Source organism: Sorangium sp. So ce145, from assembly GCF_051525985.1.
Lineage (GTDB): Bacteria > Myxococcota_A > Polyangia > Polyangiales > Polyangiaceae > Sorangium > Sorangium cellulosum_B.
Genome location: NZ_CP150315.1, coordinates 9,178,756 through 9,198,403, shown reverse-complemented (window position 1 = coordinate 9,198,403; position 19,648 = coordinate 9,178,756). Strand labels below are relative to the sequence as shown.

The following is a 19,648-nucleotide window of genomic DNA, read 5'->3' as shown; positions in this document are numbered from 1 at the left end:
TGCGCATTGCGGTCTGGACGGGCGGATTGTCACGGCGGGAGGCGATTTCGATACGAAGCAAGCGCCGCTCCAGGGCCGGGCGTGAGGCCGCATCCTGCGTGTCGGGCGCGGGTGGCGCCGCGCGTCAGAAATGGGCGATAGAACTTCAACGCGACGCCGGAAGCGTGTTAAGGAGACGCCGTGTCCGACCAGCTCAGCTCGGATCTCGCCTCGCTGCGGATCCAGCGGGACGTCGATCCCGATCGGCGGAGCCCGCTCCGCACCGTCCTCGTCGCCGCGGTCGTGCTCGCGGCGGTCGCCGGCGCCGCCGCGTTCGCCGTGCCGAAGGCGCAGAGCGCGCTCTTCAAGACCGAGGTGACCACCACGGAGGTCGCGCTGGTCTCGCCGGCGCAGGCGTCGATCTCCGTGACGTCGACCGGGTACGTGGTCCCGCAGGTGGTGTCCAAGGTCGGGGCCAAGTTCCCCGGCCGCATCGCGCGGGTGCACGTCAAGGAAGGCGACGTGGTGAAGCAGGGCGACCTGCTCGTGGAGCTCGACGACGCCGACCAGAAGAGCCTCGTGGCCGCGGCCCAGGCCAAGGTCGCGGCGGCGCGGGCGCGCGCCACGGCCTCCCGGGCGGGCATCGGCGAGGTGGAGCAGCAGCTCGCGCGGGAGCGGCTGCTGGTCGAGCGCCAGGTGACCGGCCGCGCCTCGATGGATGACCTCACCGCGCGCATGCACTCGCTCACCCAGTCGGCGGCGGCGGCTGACGCCGAGGTGAAGGCCGCTGCGGCCGACGTCGAGAGCCTCCGGGTCACGCTGGCCGACCGGAAGATCGTCGCGCCGATCGGCGGCACGATCATGTCGAAGCCGCCGGAGGTGGGCGAGGTCGTCGGCCTCGAGCTGCCGCACCTCGTCGAGATCGCCGACTTCACGTCGCTCGTCGTCGAGACCGATGTCCCGGAGACGCGCCTCTACCTCGTCGAGCCCGGCAAGCCGTGCGAGGTGGTCCTCGACGCGTATCCCTCGAAGCGACACCGCTGCACGACGCTCGAGATCGGCAAGCGGGTGAACCGCGCCAAGGCGACCATCCCGGTGAAGGTGAAGTTCGTCGGAGAGCCGAAGGAGGCGCTGCCGGAGATGAGCGCGCGGGTCAGCTTCCTCTCCGAGGCGCTGTCCGAGGAGGCGATGAAGGAGCCGCCGAAGCGGGTCGTCCCGGAGGCCGCGGTGGTCGAGCGGGGCGGCGCCAAGGTGGTGTTCGTGGTCAACGAGGGCCAGGTGAAGATGGTGCCCATCAAGGTGGGCGGCCCCGCGCCCGGCGGGCTGGAGCTGCTCGACGGCCCGGCCCCGGGGGCGCGCCTCGTGGCGAGGCCGTCCCCCGAGCTCGCGGACGGTCAGAAGATCAAAGAGAAGGAAAAGGGGAGCGAATGACCGAGGGGTATCGCGACGGGAAGCCGAAGCCCATTGTCGAGCTGCAGGGGGTCGGCAAGAGCTATTTCCGCGACAAGGAGCCGATCGTGGTGCTCGACAACATCACGCTCGACATCCCGGAGGGGTCGTACGAGGCGCTGATGGGGCCCTCGGGCTCGGGCAAATCGACGCTGCTGAACCTGATTGCCGGGCTCGATCGCCCGACGCGCGGCACGGCGCGCGTGGCGGGGCAGGACCTCACGCGGATGAGCGACGGCGAGCTGGCGCGCTTCCGCTCCAGGACGATGGGCTTCATCTTCCAGGCCTACAACCTGATGCCGGTGCTCACCGCGGTCGAGAACGTCGAGCTGCCGCTCCTGCTCACGAACCTGTCTTCGTCCGAGCGGCGGAAGCGCGCGCAGACGGCCCTGCGCGTCGTCGGGCTCGAGGAGCGGATGGGCCACTATCCCCGGCAGCTCTCCGGCGGCCAGGAGCAGCGGGTCGCGATCGCACGGGCGATCGTGAACGACCCGACGATCATCGTGGCGGACGAGCCGACCGGCGATCTCGATCGCAAGAGCGCCGACGAGATCCTGGCGCTCCTGGAGAAGCTCAACAAGGAGTTCAAGAAGACCATCCTGATGGTCACGCACGATCCGCAGGCCGCCGAGCGCGCGACGGTGACGCGCCGGCTCGACAAGGGGAACCTGTCATGAACCTCGTCTCCGTCGCCGCCAGGAACGTCCTTCGCAACAAGTTCAGGACGCTGCTGACCGTGATCGGCGCGGTGGTGGCGGTGCTCGCGTTCGTGCTCCTCCGGACGGTGCTCTCGGCGTGGAACGTCGCCGCCGACCACGCGGCGAAGGACCGGATCGCGACGCGGCACAAGATATCGTTCATCCTCCCCTTGCCGAAGCGCTACATGGACACGGTCCGCGAGGTCCCCGGCGTGACGGAGGGGTCCTTCATGAGCTGGTTCGGCGCCAAGGACCCGCGCGACGCCAACAATTTCTTCGCCTCGATGGCCGTCGAGTCGAAGACCTTCTTCAAGGTCTACGACGAGATGGTCGTCTCGCCCGAGGACATGGAGCGGTGGCTGGGCGACAGGAAGGGCGCCATCGTGGGCGACGTCCTCGCGACCCGGCTCAAGGTGAAGCCGGGCGACACGGTGACGCTGGAGGGGACGATCTACCCGGGAAACTGGCAGTTCAACGTCTCGGGGATCTACACGGCGACGCGCAAGTCGATCGACAGGTCGCAGTTCATCTTCCACTACGACTACCTGAACGAGTCGCTCCCCGAGCGGCAGCGCGACCAGATCGGCTGGATGACCGCCCGGATCGACGACCCCTCGCGGAGCGCGGACATCAGCGCGGCGATCGACAAGATCTTCGACGAGAGGGACGTCCAGACGGCGACGATGAGCGAGCGGGCGATGAACCTGTCGTTCATGGCGATGATGTCGGCCGTGCTGACGGCGCTCAACGTCGTGTCCATCATCATCCTTCTCATCATGATGATGATCCTCGGCAACACGATCGCCATGGGCGTCCGGGAGCGGACGCGGGAGTACGGCGTGCTGCGCGCGCTCGGGTTCGAGCCGAAGCACGTGAGGATCTTCATCATCGGGGAGGCGGCGACCATCGGGCTCCTGGCCGGGGTGCTCGGGCTCGTGGTCTCGTATCCGATCGTCGAGCTCGGGCTGGGCCGGTGGCTGGAGGAGGACATGGGCGCCTGGTTCCCTTATTTCCGGATCGAGCCTTCGACGATGGTCATGGCGGTGCTGCTCTCGATGGGGCTGTCGCTCGTCGCGTCGCTCATCCCGGCGTACAACGCCTCGAAACTCTCGGTCACCGACGCGCTCCGGCGCGTGGCGTGAGCGACCCACGCAGCCTGTCTTCGACACCCTGAAAGCGGGAGAGAGCGCTCATGATCCCCGTCGCCTACAACGTTCGAAATCTGGTGGTGCGCAAGACGACGACCCTCGCGACGGCGTCCGGTCTCGGCCTCGTGGTGTTCGTGTTCGCGTCGGTGCTGATGCTCGCGAACAGCGTGGAGCGCACCCTGGGGCGCACCGCGCGCGACGACGTCGCGATCGTGATGCGGAAGGGCTCCGACGCCGAGATGGTGAGCAGCATCGAGGAGCAGCAGATCGGCGTGATCCTCGCGAGCGCCGAGGTCGCGAAGCGGCAGGACGGCAAGCCGGACGGGGTGGGGGAGGTGATCGCGGTCATCCTCCTCGAGAAGCTCGGCACGGACGGCATCTCCAACGTGCAGGTGCGCGGGGTGCCCGAGGACGTGCTCGCGTTCCGCTCGCACGTGAAGATCATCGAGGGCCGGCCGGCGCAGCCGGGCACGGACGAGGTGATCGTGGGCAAGGCGATCAGCGGTCGCTTCAAGGGCCTGTCGATCGGCGAGTCGTTCGAGCTCCGAAAGAACCGGCCGGTGAAGGTCGTGGGGGTGTTCGAGGACGGCGGCTCCTCGTCGGAGTCCGAGGTCTGGGCCGACCTGCACACGACGCGCTCGGCGTTCGGGCGCGAGGGGGGCGTCTCCGCGGTGCGGGCGCGGCTCGCCTCGGCCAGCAAGTTCGACGCGTTCGAGGCGTCGATCGAGCAGAACCGGAACCTCGGGCTCGAGGTGATGCGCGAGAGCGTCTATTACGAGAAGCAGTCCGAGGGGACGAGCATGTTCATCAAGGTGATGGGCGTGCTCATCGCGGTGTTCTTCTCGATCGGCGCGATGATCGGCGCGATGATCACGATGCACTCGTCGATCGCCAACCGGCAGCGCGAGATAGGCACGCTGCGGGCGCTCGGCTTCTCGCGGTTCAGCATCCTCGTGTCGTTCCTCATCGAGTCGGTCCTCCTCGCGCTGGCGGGCGGGGCGCTCGGCGTGCTCGCCGCGCTCGGGATGAGGTTCGTGCGCTTCTCGACCGTCAATTTCGCGAGCTGGTCGGAGGTCGTGTTCACGTTCGAGCCGACGCCCGGGATCTTGCTGACGTCGGTGGCGATCGCGGCGGTGATGGGCCTGCTCGGCGGGTTTTTCCCGGCGCTCCGCGCTGCGCGGATCAGCCCGATCCAGGCGATGCGGGGGTGACCCGGGGCGCGGGGGGCGGTGCCTGAGGCATCCCCCGCAAATTCTTCGGAAAGCTCACAGGGAGGCGGGGAGACGGGGAGGTAAATCTTCAAATACTCCCTGTCTCCCCGCCTCCCTGTTCAATTTCCCCGCTGAAAAGGGCCGCGAAAGGTGTTCCGGCGCGCGCGGCGCTCCCTTGGCCGGGGACGTGCTCTCCCCTCGGCGGGGGGAACAGCATGCCCACGATCACCAAGGCGGTTTACGTGAACTTCGCGGCAGGGAGGAGCGTGGACCGGCTGAACCGGCTCTCCTCCCTGGTCCAGCGGACAGAGCTGAACTCCCTGGTGATCGATATCCGATCGGAGGAGGGCGCGCTCCTCTTCGAGCGGGACGAGGTGACAAAAGCCCAGCTGGGCGTCCTGCGCGAGGCCGGCGTCTACCTCATCGCCCGGCTCGTCGCGTTCAAGGGCGGCCCGCGGGGCTGGTACGACCCAGGATCTCAGCCGCGATGGCGGGAGATCGCGGAGATCTCGCTCCGGGCGTACGACGCCGGCTTCGACGAGGTGAACTACGATTATGTGCGTTATGGCGCCGCGCGCGAGCCGCGGTCGCGGACGCCGATCGAGGAGAGGACGCCGACGATCCGCGCTTTCTTCGAGTTCCTCCGCGCGGAGGTCGGCAATGCCGCGTCTCGCCCGATCTCCGCGGATGTCTTCGGGTTCACGCTGCTCGGGCCGCAGGACGGGATAGGCCAGCGGCTGGAGGACGCCGTGGAGCTCTTCGACTACGTGATGCCGATGCCGTACCCATCGCACTGGGGCCCTGGCAGCTTCGGGTTCGCGAACCCTGCGCATCACCCCTACGAGACCCTGTATGCCTCCCTCTCGGCCGGCTGGCGCAGGGTGGCATCGCTCCCCGGGCGCATCGGGCTGCTGCGCAGCTGGATCCAGGCGTTCGATCTGGACAGCTCGCGCCCCATGCAGCGGTACGAGTACACGCCGTGGCACATCCGGGAGCAGATCCGAGCGATCGACGACGCCGGCTGCGCGGGCTACGCGGCGTGGAACCCCCGGAGCCACTACGACGAGAGCGCGTTCGTCGGCGCGCCGCAGGACACGGCGTGAGAGCGCGGCCGCTCTCGCACGCCCGCAGCGGGGCCATCCGGCGGCTTTGCCGCGGCGAGAGCGCTTGCCATGCCGCGCTGCTGCCCGCATGCCGCCGCCTGACCGGACGGGCTAGTACCGCGGGTCAGAAATCCCGCCAGAAACACCGGCCGATGACGAGTGGTCGCCGAAAACAGTAGCGAATTTCCATGGTTTTCCGCCTGTTTCGCCGCCGCGGGTAGCTCCGACGTGGCCCGACGGGGCGCCCTCCGCCGCCGCATCGACCGCGGTCCAGGCCCTCCGCCGCCGCATCGACGACGGTCAAGGGCTCGCGGCATCACCGATCGGGGTCGGCGCCTAGACCAGGGGGCCGCTTTCACTCCGCAGCCTGCGCGAGCGGCGCTGCTGCACGAGGCCGGCTTCGCGCGCGTCGACCGCCGGCTGCTCCACCGCTGCTGGTGGGCGCCGGCCTGGATGCTGGCCGCGCTGAGGGGTACGGCCACGCTTCGGCGGCAGGCGCACAGGGGCGGCGATCACCGCCCGTCGGACGCGTTGCGCGCCCGGTAAGCGCGCTGCTGGCACGCCCGCGAGCAGTAAGCCCGCGGCCGCCCCGTGGCAGGCTGAGCGATCTCGCGGCCGCACTGCGCGCACGTCGGCCCCTCGTCACGCCGGGGGGCGTCGCCGGGAGTTTCGTCACCAACGCGCGCCGGGGGTCGTGACGTTTCGGGACTTTCGTCACACTGACCGGAGCGCGACCGGACGAGCGCCTCGATGCCGTCGAGCACGCGCTGGAGGCCGAACAGGAACACGTCCTCCGTGAACGGGTGGTCGTCGAACGCGCCCGAGCGCATCAGCTTCGCCATCGTCGGGTGGCGCCCCGGGTCGAAGAGCTTGTCCCAGAAGTACGCGCGCTCGGACCACCACTGCTCGTCGGTGACGCCGGTCTCCTGCTCGGCCTCGACCGCGTCCACCGAGAGCCTCGCCGCGCCTCGGACGTACCCGTCGACGAGGTGGACGGCGGAGAGCACCTCGCGGCCGGTGAGGCCGATCCCGCAGACCGCGCGGAGCTCCGCGTCGTACGCCGCCATCCCGTTCGGCCCCATCACGGGGCGCACCGGCGTCACGAGCAAGAACCACGGGTGGCGGTGGTAGAGCGCCCAGTCGGCGAGCGCCGCCGCCTCGAGCTTGGCCCGCCATCCCCCGGGGACGCTGTCCACGAGGGGCAGCTCCCCCGCCGCGGTGTCCAGCATGAGATCCAGGAGCTCGGCCTTGCCCGGCACGTACCTGTACAGCGACATCGTGGTGAACCCGAGCTTCCCGGCGACCCGCTCCATCGACAGCGCCGAGAGCCCCTCGCCGTCGGCGAGCTCGATCGCGGCCCGCACGATCTGATCGAGGCTCAGGCCGGGCCTGGGCCCCCGGCTCGGCCGCTTCCTGACCCCCCAGAGGAGCTCGAGGCTGCGCACGGCGTCGCCGCCCCCGCTGTACTCCGTCGCAGTTTTTCGCCGTCTCTTTGGTTTGACAGCCATCCTTCAACTGCGTATACCACACACAATTCAGTGTACGACGTAAACAGTTGCTGGAGGTCCGCTTGAAGCAGCACGACGAGAGGCCATCGAGGCGAACGACGCGAACGACGCGAACGACGCGAACGACGACCCTGCTCCTCCACGCGCCCGGCCTCGCGGCCTCCGTGCCGCTCCTCGCGCTTTCCCTCGGATGCGCGGCGCAGGAGGCGGAGACGGCGCAGGAGCCGACGTTCTGGCAGGACGTCGCGCCGATAACGGCGTCCAAGTGCGCCGCGTGTCATCAGGAGGGCGGGCTCGCGCCCTTCCGCCTCGACGACTACGTCTCGGCGAAGGCGCGCGCCGGCGCGATCGACGACGCGGTGCGGGGCGGCCATATGCCCCCTTTCCTTGTGAAGCACGACGGCTCGTGCGGCGACTTCAAGGACGACGAGACGCTCACCGCCGAGGAGCTCGACGTCATCCATCGCTGGGCGACCGGGGCGCGCGCCGAGGGCGATCGCGCGGGCGCGCCGCCCACCCCGCCCGTGCCCACGCTCGAGGGCGGGGTCGACTACATGACACCGCCGATCACCCCCTTGGTCGACCCCACCGATCCCCTCGCGGCCCACGACGAGTGGAGGTGCTTCCCCGTGGACCCGAGCCTCGACGCGGACCGCTTCATCACCGGATATCAGGTGACGCCCGGGGTCCGGTCCATCGTTCATCACGTCACGGTCTATCGGGTGACCCCCTCGGAGGCGTCGCTGGCGGAGGGAAAGACGAACCAGGACGTGATGACGGAGCTCGACGAGGCCTCGCCGGACCGGCCCGGCTGGGAGTGCTTCGGCGGACCGGCCGACGAGTTGCCGTTCCAGCCGCTGTTCGCGTGGGCGCCCGGGCAGGACGTGGTCGAGTTCCCCGGCGGCACCGGGGCGCCGGTCTCCGCGAAGGACGCCTTCGTCGTCCAGGTGCATTACAACATCCATGACCACGCGGGCGCCTCCGCCGAGGACTCGACGCGCCTCCGGCTCCGCTACGAGGACACCGTGGAGCGGCGCGCCGTGTTCATCGGGGACGACGGCTTCATGACGACCCTCTTCGAGCCGGACGGCCCGGACACGCTGCCGCCCGGCCAGCAGGACGCCGCCTACACATGGCGCAGGACGCGGGCGGAGCTCACGCTCGACCCGGCGCTGCCGCCGATCGAGGTGCTCGGCGTGATGCCGCACATGCACGAGCGCGGGCGCACCTTCGACCTGCGCGTGAGGTCGGGGACGCAGGAGAGCTGCATCGCGCGCGTGAACGACTGGGACGTCCACTGGCAGGGCGTCTATTGGTATCGCACGCTCCCGCTGCTCGACCCGAGCTCCTCGCTCGAGGTGACATGCACCTTCGACACGCGCGACGCCGAGGCCCCGGTGCTGCCGGGGTGGGGCACGCAGAACGAGATGTGCAACCTGAACCTCCTGGTCGCGCTGCCGATGACGCCGTGACGCCGCGACCGCCCCTCGCCCGCGGCCTTGCGGAGGAGCGCAGTGCGCCACGACGCCTGTCAGCCCCCGCCGGCCGCCCCCGCGCGGCGCGCGCCCCCCGCGCTGCCGCCGCCCCTAGCAGGCCGAACGCCGTCGCCGACATCGCCCCGCCCGCAGCGCGTACCCCGAGCCACCCCCAGCGCGTCCAGGCGGCAGGACTCCTGGTGGGTGGAACTAGACCCCGTAGACTTGCTCCACGATCGACGCGATCAGCTCCACGGACAGCGTGACGCCGCGCTGCTGGCGCCACGCGACATGCCCGTCCGGTCGGATCAGGAGCGCGCCGTCCTGCTCGATCTGCGCGAGCGCGTGCACCGCGGCCTGGTGGCAGGCAGGGATGTCGGCCGAGCCGAACCTGAACAGCCGGACGCCGTGGCGCGCCTCGACATCCTCCAGCGCTTCGAGGTCCGCGGGCAGCGCCTCGACGGCCGCGCCGAGCAGCAGGATCGACGCGCCGTAGTCGATCATGGAGCGGCTGCCGCGCTGTCTCCCGTTGCCGTCCAGCCAGAAATGCGGGAATCGCGCGCCCGGCCGCGTCGACGGGAGGTACGAGGACACCCGATCATCGACCTCCGGCGGCCTCGTGCCGTCGCCGACGAGCGCGCCCTCTTCGTACGTGTAGCCGAGGTCGAGCCCGATCCGGTCGAAATGGGACCTCTGCTGCGCGATGGCCGCGAGGACACGCTCTCGCACCGAGGGATCGCGATGGTACCGCGAGAGGATGCTCTCGCCGTAGTGCTGGACCTGCCGCTCGGTCCAGGCGCGGAGCGGGGCAGGCAGCGCGCGCATCGTGGAGCTCGCCAGCTTCTCGTTGACCCACTGCGCTTCTTCGACCTCGATCCCGAACGCCTCCGCGACCTCGCTCATCCTCTCGAAGTTGAGCCGGCTCTCGTCGCAGTTCGTCTCGATGACCGGGCGGCGCTCGGCCTCGTAGCTGTCGAGCAGGCCGGGCGCGGCCCGCCGCTCGATCACCATCGCGAGCTTCCAGGCCAGGTTGTGCGCGTCGCCGATGCCGGAGTTCATGCCGAGCCCGCCCGTGGGCGGGAAGCGATGGGCGGCGTCGCCGACCAGGAAGACGCGCCCGCTGCGGAAGCGCTCCGCCACCTGCGCCGTCATGCGCCAGTGGCTCATCGAGGTGATCTCGATATCCACGTCGTCCCGCCCGAGCGCCGCCTTGATCTTCTTCTTCATCACCTCGGGCGTGTACTCCTCGATCTTCTCGTGCGGGGTCGCCACGGGGAGGTGAAAGACCCAGCGCTTCTCGACGTGGTGGGCGATGAACACGCTGCCCGGCGCCTTGGGGGAGAAGATGAAGTAGAGCTTGCCCCGGGTGCGGACCACGCGGCGCAGATCGGCCTGAAAATAGGCGTTGACGACGTCGAGCAGCTTGTCCGGGCCCTTCATCTCGATCCCGAGGGCCTTGCGGCTCCGGCTCCCCGCGCCGTCGGAGCAGATGACGTACTGGCTCCGGACCGAGAAGGTCTCGCCCGTCGCCCGGTCGGTGATCCGGCTCGTGACGCCGTCCGCGTCCTGCTCGAAGGACTCCCACTGATGGTGATGGAGCGCCTGGATCCGCGGCGACGCCGAGACGCGCCCGCGGAGGAGCTTCTCCAGCTCGACCTGCGAGAGGTTGAGGTAAGGCATGGGCGCCTCGAGGTGCTCTCGGTACTTGCGCCCGACGCCGTTGGCTCGCAGATCGATGCAGCCGAACTCCTCGCCGATCGTGCCGCAGAACAGGATCTTGGCGGCGTCCTCCTCCGGCGACGCCTCCGCGGACAGCTCGCCATGACCGAGCCCCAGCTCGTGGAGGATCTCGATCGAGCGCGCCGAGAGCTCGTGGGCCTTGGGGTGATTCTCGAGGCCCGGCCGGCGCTCGATGAGCACGCAGTCGATGCCGCGCCTGGCGAGGCACAGCGCGCTCACCATCCCTGAGGGGCCAGCGCCGATGATGACGACAGGAGCAGAGACGGTGTGATGGCTCATGTGGCGGCCCCTTTCTTGTGACACAGGGAGACGCCGGCGAAGAGCAGGGCTGCGGACGTGCCCAGGTGCAGCATGTTCGGCGGGAGAAAGCCGAGCAGGACCCGGCCACCGGCGTCGAACTCGGCGCCGGCGGCGCTCGTGAAGGCGGCGGCCAGGATGAACCCGCCGATATGGAGAGCACCCAGGAAGGCGCCTGTCCGGACACGCTCCACGGTGCGCGGCGTGGCCGTCCAGAAGAGGTAGATGGAAGCGAGCGCGCCGAGGGCGCCGGCGCTGATCTGCCAGAGCAGGTGGAACCTCGCGTGTCCGGGCCAGTCGGGGTTCCGGAGGTGATGCGGATCGAGGATGTCGATCAGCCCGGTCAACAGGCCGTAAGCGACGGCCGACACGATGCAGAGGGCCTTGCCCACGGCCCACGCCGTGGAGGATGGCGCGTGTTCGGAGCTCATGGCAGAGGGATAAAGCACGGGAATCACGTGCACAATGGCCGTGAGTGGCCATGGGGTGGCCGGAAGTGGCCACGCCCGTGGGAGCCGGAGGCTCAGGTCATCGCCCGCGGCGCGGGCGCGCCTCGACGAGCGCGAGCGCGAGCCGGGACAGGCCGGCTCGTCGGGCGTCCATGACCCCTCAGAAGCCCACCACGGCGTCGTAGGCGGGTTTGGGGGTGTGATTGACGTCGAAGAGCAGGGGGAAGTCCTTGCGCCCGGAGCTGAACTCGGACAGCCAGGTGTTGTCGTCCGCGATGCCCCAGAAGGTGACGCCCGTGATCACGGACTTGTACTTCCGGAACAGCTCGAAGAACTCCCTGTAGCGCGCGGCCTGCTTGGCCTTGAGCGCGTCGGTGAAGGTCGCGGTCGTGTAGAACGTGCTCTGGTTGTACGTCACGCCGGGGATGTACAGCGAGATGTCGAGCTCCGTGACCTGCACATCGAGGCCGAGCGACGAATAGAGCTTGATCGCCTCCTCCATGTTGGCCACGTTCTGGTGATACGCCTGGTTCGTTGTCACCGTGGAGGGCTCGATGTTGAGGTGTGCCTGCAGCCCGACGCCGTGGACCGGCACGCCCTGGTCGAGCAGGCCCTTGAGCATGTTGTAGATGCCCTGCTGCTTCGCGGGGATGTAGTTGTAGAAGTCGTTGTAGAACAGCTTGGCGTCTGGATCGGCCTCGTGCGCGGCCTTGAAGGCCTCCGCGATGTAGCTCTCGCCGAGGATCTCGTGCCAGCGGCTCCTCTGGCCATCGGCCAGGTTGCCCGTGCGGTACGAGCCGTCCTCCATCATGGCCTCGTTCACGACGTCCCACGCATAGACCTTGCCCCGGAAGTGGCGCACGACGTTGCTGATGTGGTTTTTCATGCGTGTCAGCAAGGTCTGCCTCGACACGGTGCCGCCAGAGCCGTTAGAGAACAGCCATGCCGGGTTCTGGCTGTGCCAGACCAGGGCGTGCCCGCGGACCTTCATCTTGTTCGTGACCGCGAAGTTCACGATGCGATCCGCCGCGTCGTAGGTGAAGTTGTTCTCGTTCCTCTGCAGGGACTCGAACTTCATCTCGTTCTCGGCGGTGACGCTGTTGAAGTGCGTCTTCAGCAGCGCGGCGTGCGTCATGTACGACTGCGAATCCACCGCTGCCCCAATCGGGAAGAGGCTCGCGTACTTCTCCGCGAGGTTCTTGGGGGGGCCTTCATCGGGCATGCCGCCCGTGCCCTCGCCGCCTGTCCCCGCGCCGCCCGTGCCTCCAGAGCTAGCGCTGTCCGTGCCGCCGCTTCCACCCTCGTTCGTTTCACCCCCACCGGCCGACGTGCTGCCGCTGCCTCCAGCGTCGTTGCCGCCCGCGCCACCCCCGGCGCTCGCCGATGTTCCGCTCGTTTGAGCCGTGCTCGCCGTGCTGCTGGTGGTGGTGGCGCCCGTGGCCGCATCGTCGTCTGGAGTCGACGTGGAGGAGGTGCAGGACCAGAGCAGGCAGCTGAGCAAACCAATCGAGATCAAATTCTTGCGCATCGGTGCGATCCCTCGGACCCGGACTCTACCCGATACGTGCCGGCGACAGCGAGTCAGGGCGTCCAGCACCGTTTGTTTGGTAATACTAATTACAAATTGTCTCGGTGTAGGTGTTCTTTTCTCCTTCCGCACGCGGGTGAACCCTGACGGGATCCAGCTTTCTCGTGAATGTCCTGTCGAGCTGGCGCAACATAGCGAGCCGGGTGGAGGATGCATGTGCGCGAAGGATGAGTCGCGAGGGCGGTGGCGATCGGTCCGCGGGGCGCGAAGGCTGACAAGGACAGCTGTCCTGCTGGCCATCACCGTGCCCGCGCTGGCCTGCGACGTCGGTGAGCAGGAGGGCTCCAGCAGCGGAGCGGGATCATCTCCGGCTACCAGCGAGGCGAGCGCAAGGGGAGTGGGCGGCACCGGTGGAGCCGGGGGCACGGGCGGCACCGGTGGAGCCGGGGGCACGGGCGGCGGCGGAGCCGGGGGCACGGGCGGCACCGGTGGAGTCGGGGGCACGGGCGGCGCCGGCGGTGCGGGTGGAACGGACGGTGTCGGGGGAACAGGCGGCACCGCCGGCACCGGCGGCGCTGGCGGAACGAACGGTGTCGGGGGCACCGGAGGCGCTGGCGGAACAGGCGGTGTCGGGGGAACAGGCGGCGCCGGCGGCACCGGAGGCGCTGACGGAACAGGAGGCCATGTCTGGAGCAAGCGCTTCGGCGGTGCCCACGCGCAGGTCGCCGCCGACGTCGCCATCGATCCGGACGGCGGCATGATCGTCACCGGCCACTTCGCGGGAGCCATGGATCGCAACGGCTGGCGCTCGATGTACAGCGCCGGCGGCGATGATGCCTTCGTGATGAAGCTCGTGCGCGACAGCGAAGATCCCGACTGGGCGTACATCCCCCTCTGGTCCCGGCGGCTCGGCGGCCCCGGCGGACAGCGGGCGCGCGCCGTCACCGTGGACGCCGCCCGGAACGTCGTCGTGGTCGGCGTGTTCCAGGGAACCGTGGATCTCGGCGGCGCCCGGCTCACGAGCGCCGGCGGCGACGACATCTTCGTCGTCAAGCTCGACGCCGACGGCCAGCACGTCTGGAGCCGGCGCTTCGGCGACGCCGCAGATCAGCGCGGCGAGGCGGTCGCGGCGGACAGCGAAGGAAACCTCCTCGTGACCGGACGGTTCCAGGGGACGGTGGACCTCGGCAGCGGCCCGCTCGTGAGCGCCGGCGGCGACGACGTGTTCGTCGCCAAGCTCGATCCTGACGGCAATGCCGTCTGGAGCCAGCGGTTCGGCGACGCCGCGGACCAGCGCGGCGAGGCGATCGCGGTGGACAGCGCGGACGACGTCCTCGTGGCCGGCGATCTGCAGGGGCAGGCGGACTTCGGGGGCGGCCCGCTCGTGAGCGCGGGCGGCGATGACGTGTTCGTGGCCAGGCTCGATGCCCACGGCGAGCACCTCTGGAGCAAGCGCTTCGGCGACGCCCAGGACCAGCATGTCGGGGACCTCGACGCGCGCGCGACGGGCGAGGTGCTGCTGATAGGTGACCTGGAGGGACAGGCGGACTTCGGCGGGGGGCCGCTCGTGAGCGCGGGAGGCCGCGACGTCTTCGTGGCCTGGCTGAGCGTGACCGGGGACCACCTCCACAGCGCGCGCTTCGGCGACGAGGCCGATCAGCGCGGCAAGGCCATCGCTTCTGCGGAGGGGGATGTGTCCCTGCTCGCGGGGGAGTTCCAGGGTCAGATCGATCTCGGCGCGGGGCCGCTCACGAGCGCCGGCGGCGACGACCTCTTCTACGCCGCGCTCGACGGGAGCGGCGCGCCGCTCTGGAGCCGCCGCGCAGGCGACGCCCAGGACCAGCGCGCGGCGGGGCTCGCCTGGAAGGTCACCGAACAAGGTCCGCGGGGGATGCTCGCGGGCCGCTACGACGGCCAGTTCCAGCCAGGCGATCTCATCGGGTGCCGCGATTACAACTTCCCCGGCTGCTCCCCCGGCTGGGATGACAGCTTCGTGGTGGAGTTCGCGTCATCGACCGGCGGCGATGCGTCGCAGTGCCACCTCGGCGAAGGGAGGCAGGACGACGGCGTACAGCACTCCATCCTGGAGGTGGCAGCCGACGGCGACGGCAACGCGGTCTTCCTGGGCGCGCTCGGCGGCGCCGTGGATCTCGGCGGCGGAGAGCTCGCGCCGGGGGGGCCCGCGATCTTCCTGGGAAAGCTCTCTCCGGCCGGCGAGCATCTATGGAGCAGGGCCTTCGACGTGGGCCCGCCGCTCTCGCCAACCCCGATCCGGCGCATGGTCGTGGACAGCGCTGGCAACATCGTCCTCCTCGTGGGCGCCGAGGCATCGCTCGACATCGACCTCGGCGGCGGGCCGGTCGGCCGCGGCATCCCGGCGATCGCCATGGCGAAATACGACCCGTCCGGCGCCCACCTCTGGAGCAAGCGCTTGAGCACCGGCGGCGTCAGGTGGCTCGATGCGCTGGCGGTCGACGGCGCGGGGAACATCTTCCTGTCCGGCAGCTCCGACACGAGCATCGATTTCGGCGGTGGCCGCGTCCCTCCGACGAACACGGTCGGCCGCTATGCGTTCCTCGTGAAGCTCTCTCCGGGCGGCGAGCACCTCTGGAGCAGGGGCTTCGTGGGGACGGACTACATGCGTCCGTGGAGCGCGGCCGCCGACGGGGCCGGCAACGTGATCGTGGTGGGCGCGCTGCGGGGGACCGCCGATTTCGGCGGTGGGCCGCTGTCGAAGGCCACGCGGCGCTCGGACGACGTCTTGATCGTGAAGTACGACGCGCTCGGCAATCACCTGTGGAGCAAGAACTTCGGCGACGACGCGTGGCAGTCCGGCCGGGCGGTCGCGGTGGACGCGGACGACAACCTCTTCGTGATGGGCAAGTTCGGGTCGACCCTGGATCTCGGCGGCGGGCCGCTGTCGAGCTTGCCAGAGGCCAACGAGTCCTTCCTGGCGAAGCTCGATCCGCTCGGCAACCACCTCTGGAGCAAAGGTTTCGGGCTGCATGTGTGGGTGTCGAGCATCGCGAGCGACGGGGCGAGCGTGCTGCTCGGCGGCAGCTTCTATGGGTCGGGCGACTTCGTCGGGAGCCCCTTCTCCACCGGGAGCCAGAGCGACTACGACGCCTTCGCGGCCAGGTTGAGCGGCGCGGGCGACCTGCTGTCGGTCGCACAGCTCGCCGGTCCCGACGTCCAGCAAGCCTGGTCGGTCGCCGTGGACAGCGGGGGATACGCCTTCGTCGCTGGCAGCACGGTGGGGGAGGTCGACCTCGGCGGGGGAACGCTCGCCGCGGACGGCACGGAAGACGCTTTCCTCGTGAAGCTGGCGCCATAGGTCGAGCGACTCCGCAGGTCGGTCGCAGCGACCCGAGCCATCGTCCATCGATGGGCCTCCTGCGCTCCACAGCGGCATGGCCTCCTGGCGATGTGAATGTCAGGAGGGCGAGCCGCACCGCAGGGAGAGGACACCCGCGATTCGGTCGGGCGGTCCGCAAGGAACAGGAGGAATATGGGCTCAGGGGCGATTCTCGGCCCTGCGTGGCGCTTTGCTGCGTGGTGCTTCGTGCGATGGGGGGCGGCGCTCTTGCTCGTCGGTCTGGCATGCAGCGTCGGATGTGCGGCGCCTGCGGGCGACGCGCTCGATGTCGAGGCGCTGGAGGCGCAGTTCGAGGAGCGCGCCCGGGCCGTGCTCCGCGGCGGCGATGCGCTCCGGCCCGTCGCGGGGGGCTTCGAGCTCGCGCCGAGCCCGTCGCGAGGTGGCCTGTCGCTCGCGTTCCCCTCGGACGGGAGCGGGGCCGTGCGGTTCGACCTGCCGGGCGGGCTCGGCATCGAGGTGCGCGAGCTCGGGGTGCGCGGCGAAGGCCAGAAGGCCGGCGCCGCCCTCGCGTACCCTCGCGCGGGCGGTTTTGCGCTCTGGACTGCGCAGCGACACGGTGTGGAGGAATGGCTCTGGTTCCCGGAAGGGGCGCCGGCCGGAGGACCGCTCGCCTCGTGGCAGGTCGAAGGGGCGCGCCTCCAGCGCCGCGGGGCGAGCGTGGAGGTCCTCGACGCGGCAGGGGAGGCGCGGATCCTCGTGTCGGCTCCCGAGGCCTATGCTTCGCCGCTCGGGCGCATCGCGACCCGGCTGGACGTGCAAGGCGATGTGATCTCGCTCTGGGTCGAGGAGACAGGCATGCCGCTCCTCGTCGACCCGGCGTGGACCGTCACGGCCGCACCCGAGGCGACGCTCCGCGAGGTGCACACGGCGACCTCGCTCGCGGACGGCAGGGTGCTCATCGCGGGCGGATACAAGCAGGATACCGATTACTCGCTGTTCGCGGTCGCCACCGCGGCCATCTACGATCCCGCGCTCGACGCCTGGGTGCCTGCTGCTCCGATGAACGAGCCGCGGGGGGATCACCAGGCGACCCTGCTTGCTGACGGCAGGGTGCTCGTCACGGGTGGCGGCGGGGCGCTCGGCACGGCGGAGCTCTATGACCCCACGACCGACACGTGGACCTTCACCGCGCCCATGACCTGGGCGCGGGGGGCGCATACCGCGACGGTGCTCGACGACGGGCGGGTGCTCGTCGCCGGGAGCCTCGCGGCGGCCACCGCCGAGATCTACGATCCCGCGACGGGCGGCTGGTCGCCGACGCCCGCGATGGCCATCACGCGCAATGACCACACGGCGACGCGCTTGCTGGACGGCCGCGTGCTGGTCGCGGGAGGCAGGACCGCGGCGAGCAACAGCTCCTCCAGCGTCGAGATCTACGACCCCACCACCGGCGCGTGGACCCCGGGGCCGAGCATGCTTCAAGCCAGATCCGGGCATACGGCGACCTTGCTGGAGGACGGCGACGTGCTTGTGGTGTCCAGCTGGGGGGTCGCGACCGAGGTCTACGATCCTGACACCAACGCATGGACGCCCGCGGGCTCGCTGAGCGTGCCGCGCGACAGGCACACGGCGACGCGCCTGTGCGATGGGCGGGTCGTCGTCTCGGGCATGGGATCGAACCTCCACATTGCCTACCCGGTCGAGGTCTACGATCCGAGCACGCGAACGTTCTCGTCAGGTCCCGTGAACGACGGGGCCCGCCGCGCAGGTACGGCGACCCTGCTTCCGGATGGCAAGGTCCTTTTCGTCGGCGGCCTGCGCCATCCGGGGGCCGAGATCTATGATCCCTCGGCCGCTCCCGCAGGGACGCCGATCGGACCGGTGAACACGCCGCGGAACTTCGCAAAGGCAGTGGAGCTCCCGGACGGAAAGATCCTGATCGCGGGCGGCATCGGCCCGATTGCGGTCAACGAGCTTTACGACCCCTCCAGCATGACGCTCTCCACGGCGGCTCCCTTGAACTTCGCGCGGTCTTCTCCCGATCTGACACGCCTCGCCGACGGCAGGGTGCTCATCAGCGGCGGTATCCCGAACGACTCTCCAGCGCTGGAGTTGAACAACGAGATCTACGATCCGGCGACGGATGTCTGGACGCTGGCCGCGCCGGACGGCGTGTGGCGATCCAAACACACGGCGACCTTGCTCGGGAGCGGCGAGGTGCTCATCGCGGGAGGTGAGATGTTTTTTGACCCCCTCGACCCGTACACCATCGACAGGATCCGATCGGCCGCGCTGTACCGGCCGGTCGACGACACCTGGGTCCCTGTGGCGCGGATGAACGTCGGGCGCGCGGAGCACGCGGCGACGCTGCTGCAAGACGGCAGGGTGCTGGTCGTCGGCGGGCGCAACGGCCTCGAAGACAGCACGGGCCCCTCGACCGCCGTAGCGGTCGCCAGCGCCGAGATCTACGATCCAGCGACCCATACCTGGTCGCTGGCGGCACCCATGGGGACGCCTCGGAGCCACCCTGCGGCGACGCGGCTCTTGGACGGCCGCGTGCTCGTCGTCGACACGACGGCGGAGGTCTACGACCCGGCGACGAACGTCTGGACACCCACGGGGCCGATGTTGATTGGGTCGGGCGTGAACAACTCGGCCCTGCTGTTGTCGACGGGCGAGGTGCTCGCCATCGGCGGGACGGTCGCGCAGATCTATCGTCCTTCGACGAACTCCTGGACACCCGCCCCATCCACCGTGATGTCCCACCTCGCTCATGTGACCGCGCTGCTTCCGGGCGACAAGGTCCTCGTCGTGGACGGGAACACGAACGCGGAGCTGTACGATCCCGAGCCGCGGAGCGCCGGGGACAATGGTTGCGGCCCGGGTGGAGACAGCGGCGCTGGCGGTGGAGACGGCGGTGCGGGCGGCGCTGGCGGTGGAGACGGCGGTGCGGGCGGCGCTGGCAGCGGAAGCGGCGGCGTGGGCGGTGCTGGTGGCGTTGGCGGCGCTGGTGATGCTGGTGGCGCGGGCGCCGCCGGTGGCGCTGGTGGCGCGGGCGCTGCTGGTGGCGTTGGCGGCGCTGGTGGCGCGGGCGCCGCTGGTGGCGTAGGCGGCGCTGGCGACGCGGGGGGCGCTGGCGGTGCTGGTGGCGTTGGCGGCGCTGGCGGTGCTGGCGACACAAGTGGTGCTGGTGGTGCGGGCGGTGCTGGTGGCGTTGGCGGTGCTGGCGGCTCTGGTGGCGTTGGCGACGCGGGTGGTGCTGGCGGTGTGGGCGGTGCTGGCGGCTCTGGTGGCGTTGGCGGCGACAGCGCCGTGGGCGGCGCTGGTGGTGTGGGCGGCGCCGGCGGCGGAAGCGAAATGAGCTCATCCGTTGGCTCGGCGGGCGGAAGCTCGACGGGCACTGCGGGCGGCGACGGCGGGAATGGTGCAGGAAGCGCCGGCGGCCCAGGGGCGGCTACCGCATCGAGCAGCGCTGCGGGGGCCGGAGGCGACGAACACACCGGGTCATCGAGCTCATCGAGCGGCTCCGGAGAGGGATCGCCGCGGGACCACGGCTGCACCATGGGGCCAGCGGCGGCAGGTAGCGGAACCATGGCCTTCTATCTCGCTGTCGCCGGAGCCGCGCTTCGGCGCCGACTCTCGCGGTCGCGGGTCGGCGGCCGCTCCAGCCGCGCTCATCCTCGGTAGTCCGTCTCCCTGCTTTCTAATTCTCTCGCCACAATGCCACTAAAATGAGGGGGGCAGCTG

12 protein-coding genes are annotated in these 19,648 nt (G+C 70.0%); 8 read left to right on the top strand and 4 right to left on the bottom strand.

Going from position 1 to position 19,648, the window contains the following annotated elements; translation table 11 throughout:
• Positions 1-180: 180 nt before the first annotated feature.
• From WMF34_RS34115 to WMF34_RS34095, 5 genes are all read left to right on the top strand, one after another.
• Positions 181-1,410, top strand: a complete 1,230-nt coding sequence (locus WMF34_RS34115) for an efflux RND transporter periplasmic adaptor subunit (protein ID WP_437990435.1) — start codon at positions 181-183, stop codon at positions 1,408-1,410.
• Positions 1,407-2,105: an ABC transporter ATP-binding protein gene (locus WMF34_RS34110; RefSeq protein WP_012239325.1), complete on the top strand. Its 699-nt coding sequence runs from the start codon at positions 1,407-1,409 to the stop codon at positions 2,103-2,105. Before WMF34_RS34115 ends, WMF34_RS34110 begins: the two co-directional genes overlap by 4 nt.
• The gene (locus tag WMF34_RS34105; RefSeq protein WP_437990434.1) at positions 2,102-3,268 is read left to right on the top strand and encodes an ABC transporter permease; all 1,167 of its coding nucleotides are present in this window, start codon (positions 2,102-2,104) and stop codon (positions 3,266-3,268) included. The genes WMF34_RS34110 and WMF34_RS34105 overlap by 4 nt, the downstream gene beginning before the upstream one ends.
• 50 nt (positions 3,269-3,318) lie before the next feature.
• A complete protein-coding gene (locus WMF34_RS34100; RefSeq protein WP_012239323.1) occupies positions 3,319-4,485 on the top strand; it encodes an ABC transporter permease in 1,167 nt (388 codons plus the stop codon).
• 215 nt (positions 4,486-4,700) lie between these two features.
• Complete coding sequence (locus tag WMF34_RS34095) at positions 4,701-5,588, top strand: putative glycoside hydrolase (RefSeq protein WP_437990433.1); 888 nt, start codon at positions 4,701-4,703, stop codon at positions 5,586-5,588.
• Positions 5,589-6,100: 512 nt separating this feature from the next.
• Here the strand turns inward: WMF34_RS34095 and WMF34_RS34090 are convergent.
• Positions 6,101-7,096 (bottom strand): TetR/AcrR family transcriptional regulator, encoded by a 996-nt coding sequence (locus WMF34_RS34090; protein WP_437990432.1) that lies wholly within the window; start codon positions 7,094-7,096, stop codon positions 6,101-6,103.
• A gap of 62 nt (positions 7,097-7,158) precedes the next feature.
• Between WMF34_RS34090 and WMF34_RS34085 the strand changes: the two genes are divergently transcribed.
• On the top strand, positions 7,159-8,568 hold the full coding sequence (locus tag WMF34_RS34085) for a hypothetical protein (RefSeq protein WP_437990431.1): 1,410 nt from the start codon (positions 7,159-7,161) through the stop codon (positions 8,566-8,568).
• Between the two features lie 213 nt (positions 8,569-8,781).
• Here WMF34_RS34085 and WMF34_RS34080 read toward each other — a convergent pair whose 3' ends face one another.
• The 3 genes from WMF34_RS34080 to WMF34_RS34070 form a co-directional block, all read right to left on the bottom strand.
• Positions 8,782-10,590 carry an FAD-dependent monooxygenase gene (locus tag WMF34_RS34080; RefSeq protein WP_437990430.1) on the bottom strand — a complete coding sequence of 603 codons (1,809 nt, stop codon included), beginning with the start codon at positions 10,588-10,590 and terminating at the stop codon, positions 8,782-8,784.
• The gene (locus tag WMF34_RS34075; protein WP_437990429.1) at positions 10,587-11,039 is read right to left on the bottom strand and encodes a hypothetical protein; all 453 of its coding nucleotides are present in this window, start codon (positions 11,037-11,039) and stop codon (positions 10,587-10,589) included. Before WMF34_RS34075 ends, WMF34_RS34080 begins: the two co-directional genes overlap by 4 nt.
• 178 nt (positions 11,040-11,217) lie before the next feature.
• A complete protein-coding gene (locus WMF34_RS34070) occupies positions 11,218-12,585 on the bottom strand; it encodes an endo-1,4-beta-xylanase (RefSeq protein WP_437990428.1) in 1,368 nt (455 codons plus the stop codon).
• 397 nt (positions 12,586-12,982) lie between these two features.
• Between WMF34_RS34070 and WMF34_RS34065 the strand changes: the two genes are divergently transcribed.
• Positions 12,983-15,919 carry a hypothetical protein gene (locus tag WMF34_RS34065; RefSeq protein WP_437990427.1) on the top strand — a complete coding sequence of 979 codons (2,937 nt, stop codon included), beginning with the start codon at positions 12,983-12,985 and terminating at the stop codon, positions 15,917-15,919.
• A 249-nt stretch (positions 15,920-16,168) separates the two neighbouring features.
• Positions 16,169-19,588, top strand: a complete 3,420-nt coding sequence (locus WMF34_RS34060; protein WP_437990426.1) for a Kelch repeat-containing protein — start codon at positions 16,169-16,171, stop codon at positions 19,586-19,588.
• Positions 19,589-19,648: the final 60 nt, after the last annotated feature.

Bases quoted from the DNA above. Each gene is read 5' to 3' on its own strand.
- WMF34_RS34100 (WP_012239323.1), top strand. From the start codon at position 3,319: ATGATCCCCGTCGCCTACAACGTTCGAAATCTGGTGGTGCGCAAGACG.
- WMF34_RS34110 (WP_012239325.1), top strand. From the start codon at position 1,407: ATGACCGAGGGGTATCGCGACGGGAAGCCGAAGCCCATTGTCGAGCTG.
- WMF34_RS34080 (WP_437990430.1), bottom strand. From the start codon at position 10,590: ATGAGCCATCACACCGTCTCTGCTCCTGTCGTCATCATCGGCGCTGGC.
- WMF34_RS34070 (WP_437990428.1), bottom strand. From the start codon at position 12,585: ATGCGCAAGAATTTGATCTCGATTGGTTTGCTCAGCTGCCTGCTCTGG.
- WMF34_RS34075 (WP_437990429.1), bottom strand. From the start codon at position 11,039: ATGAGCTCCGAACACGCGCCATCCTCCACGGCGTGGGCCGTGGGCAAG.
- WMF34_RS34095 (WP_437990433.1), top strand. From the start codon at position 4,701: ATGCCCACGATCACCAAGGCGGTTTACGTGAACTTCGCGGCAGGGAGG.
- WMF34_RS34105 (WP_437990434.1), top strand. From the start codon at position 2,102: ATGAACCTCGTCTCCGTCGCCGCCAGGAACGTCCTTCGCAACAAGTTC.
- WMF34_RS34090 (WP_437990432.1), bottom strand. From the start codon at position 7,096: ATGGCTGTCAAACCAAAGAGACGGCGAAAAACTGCGACGGAGTACAGC.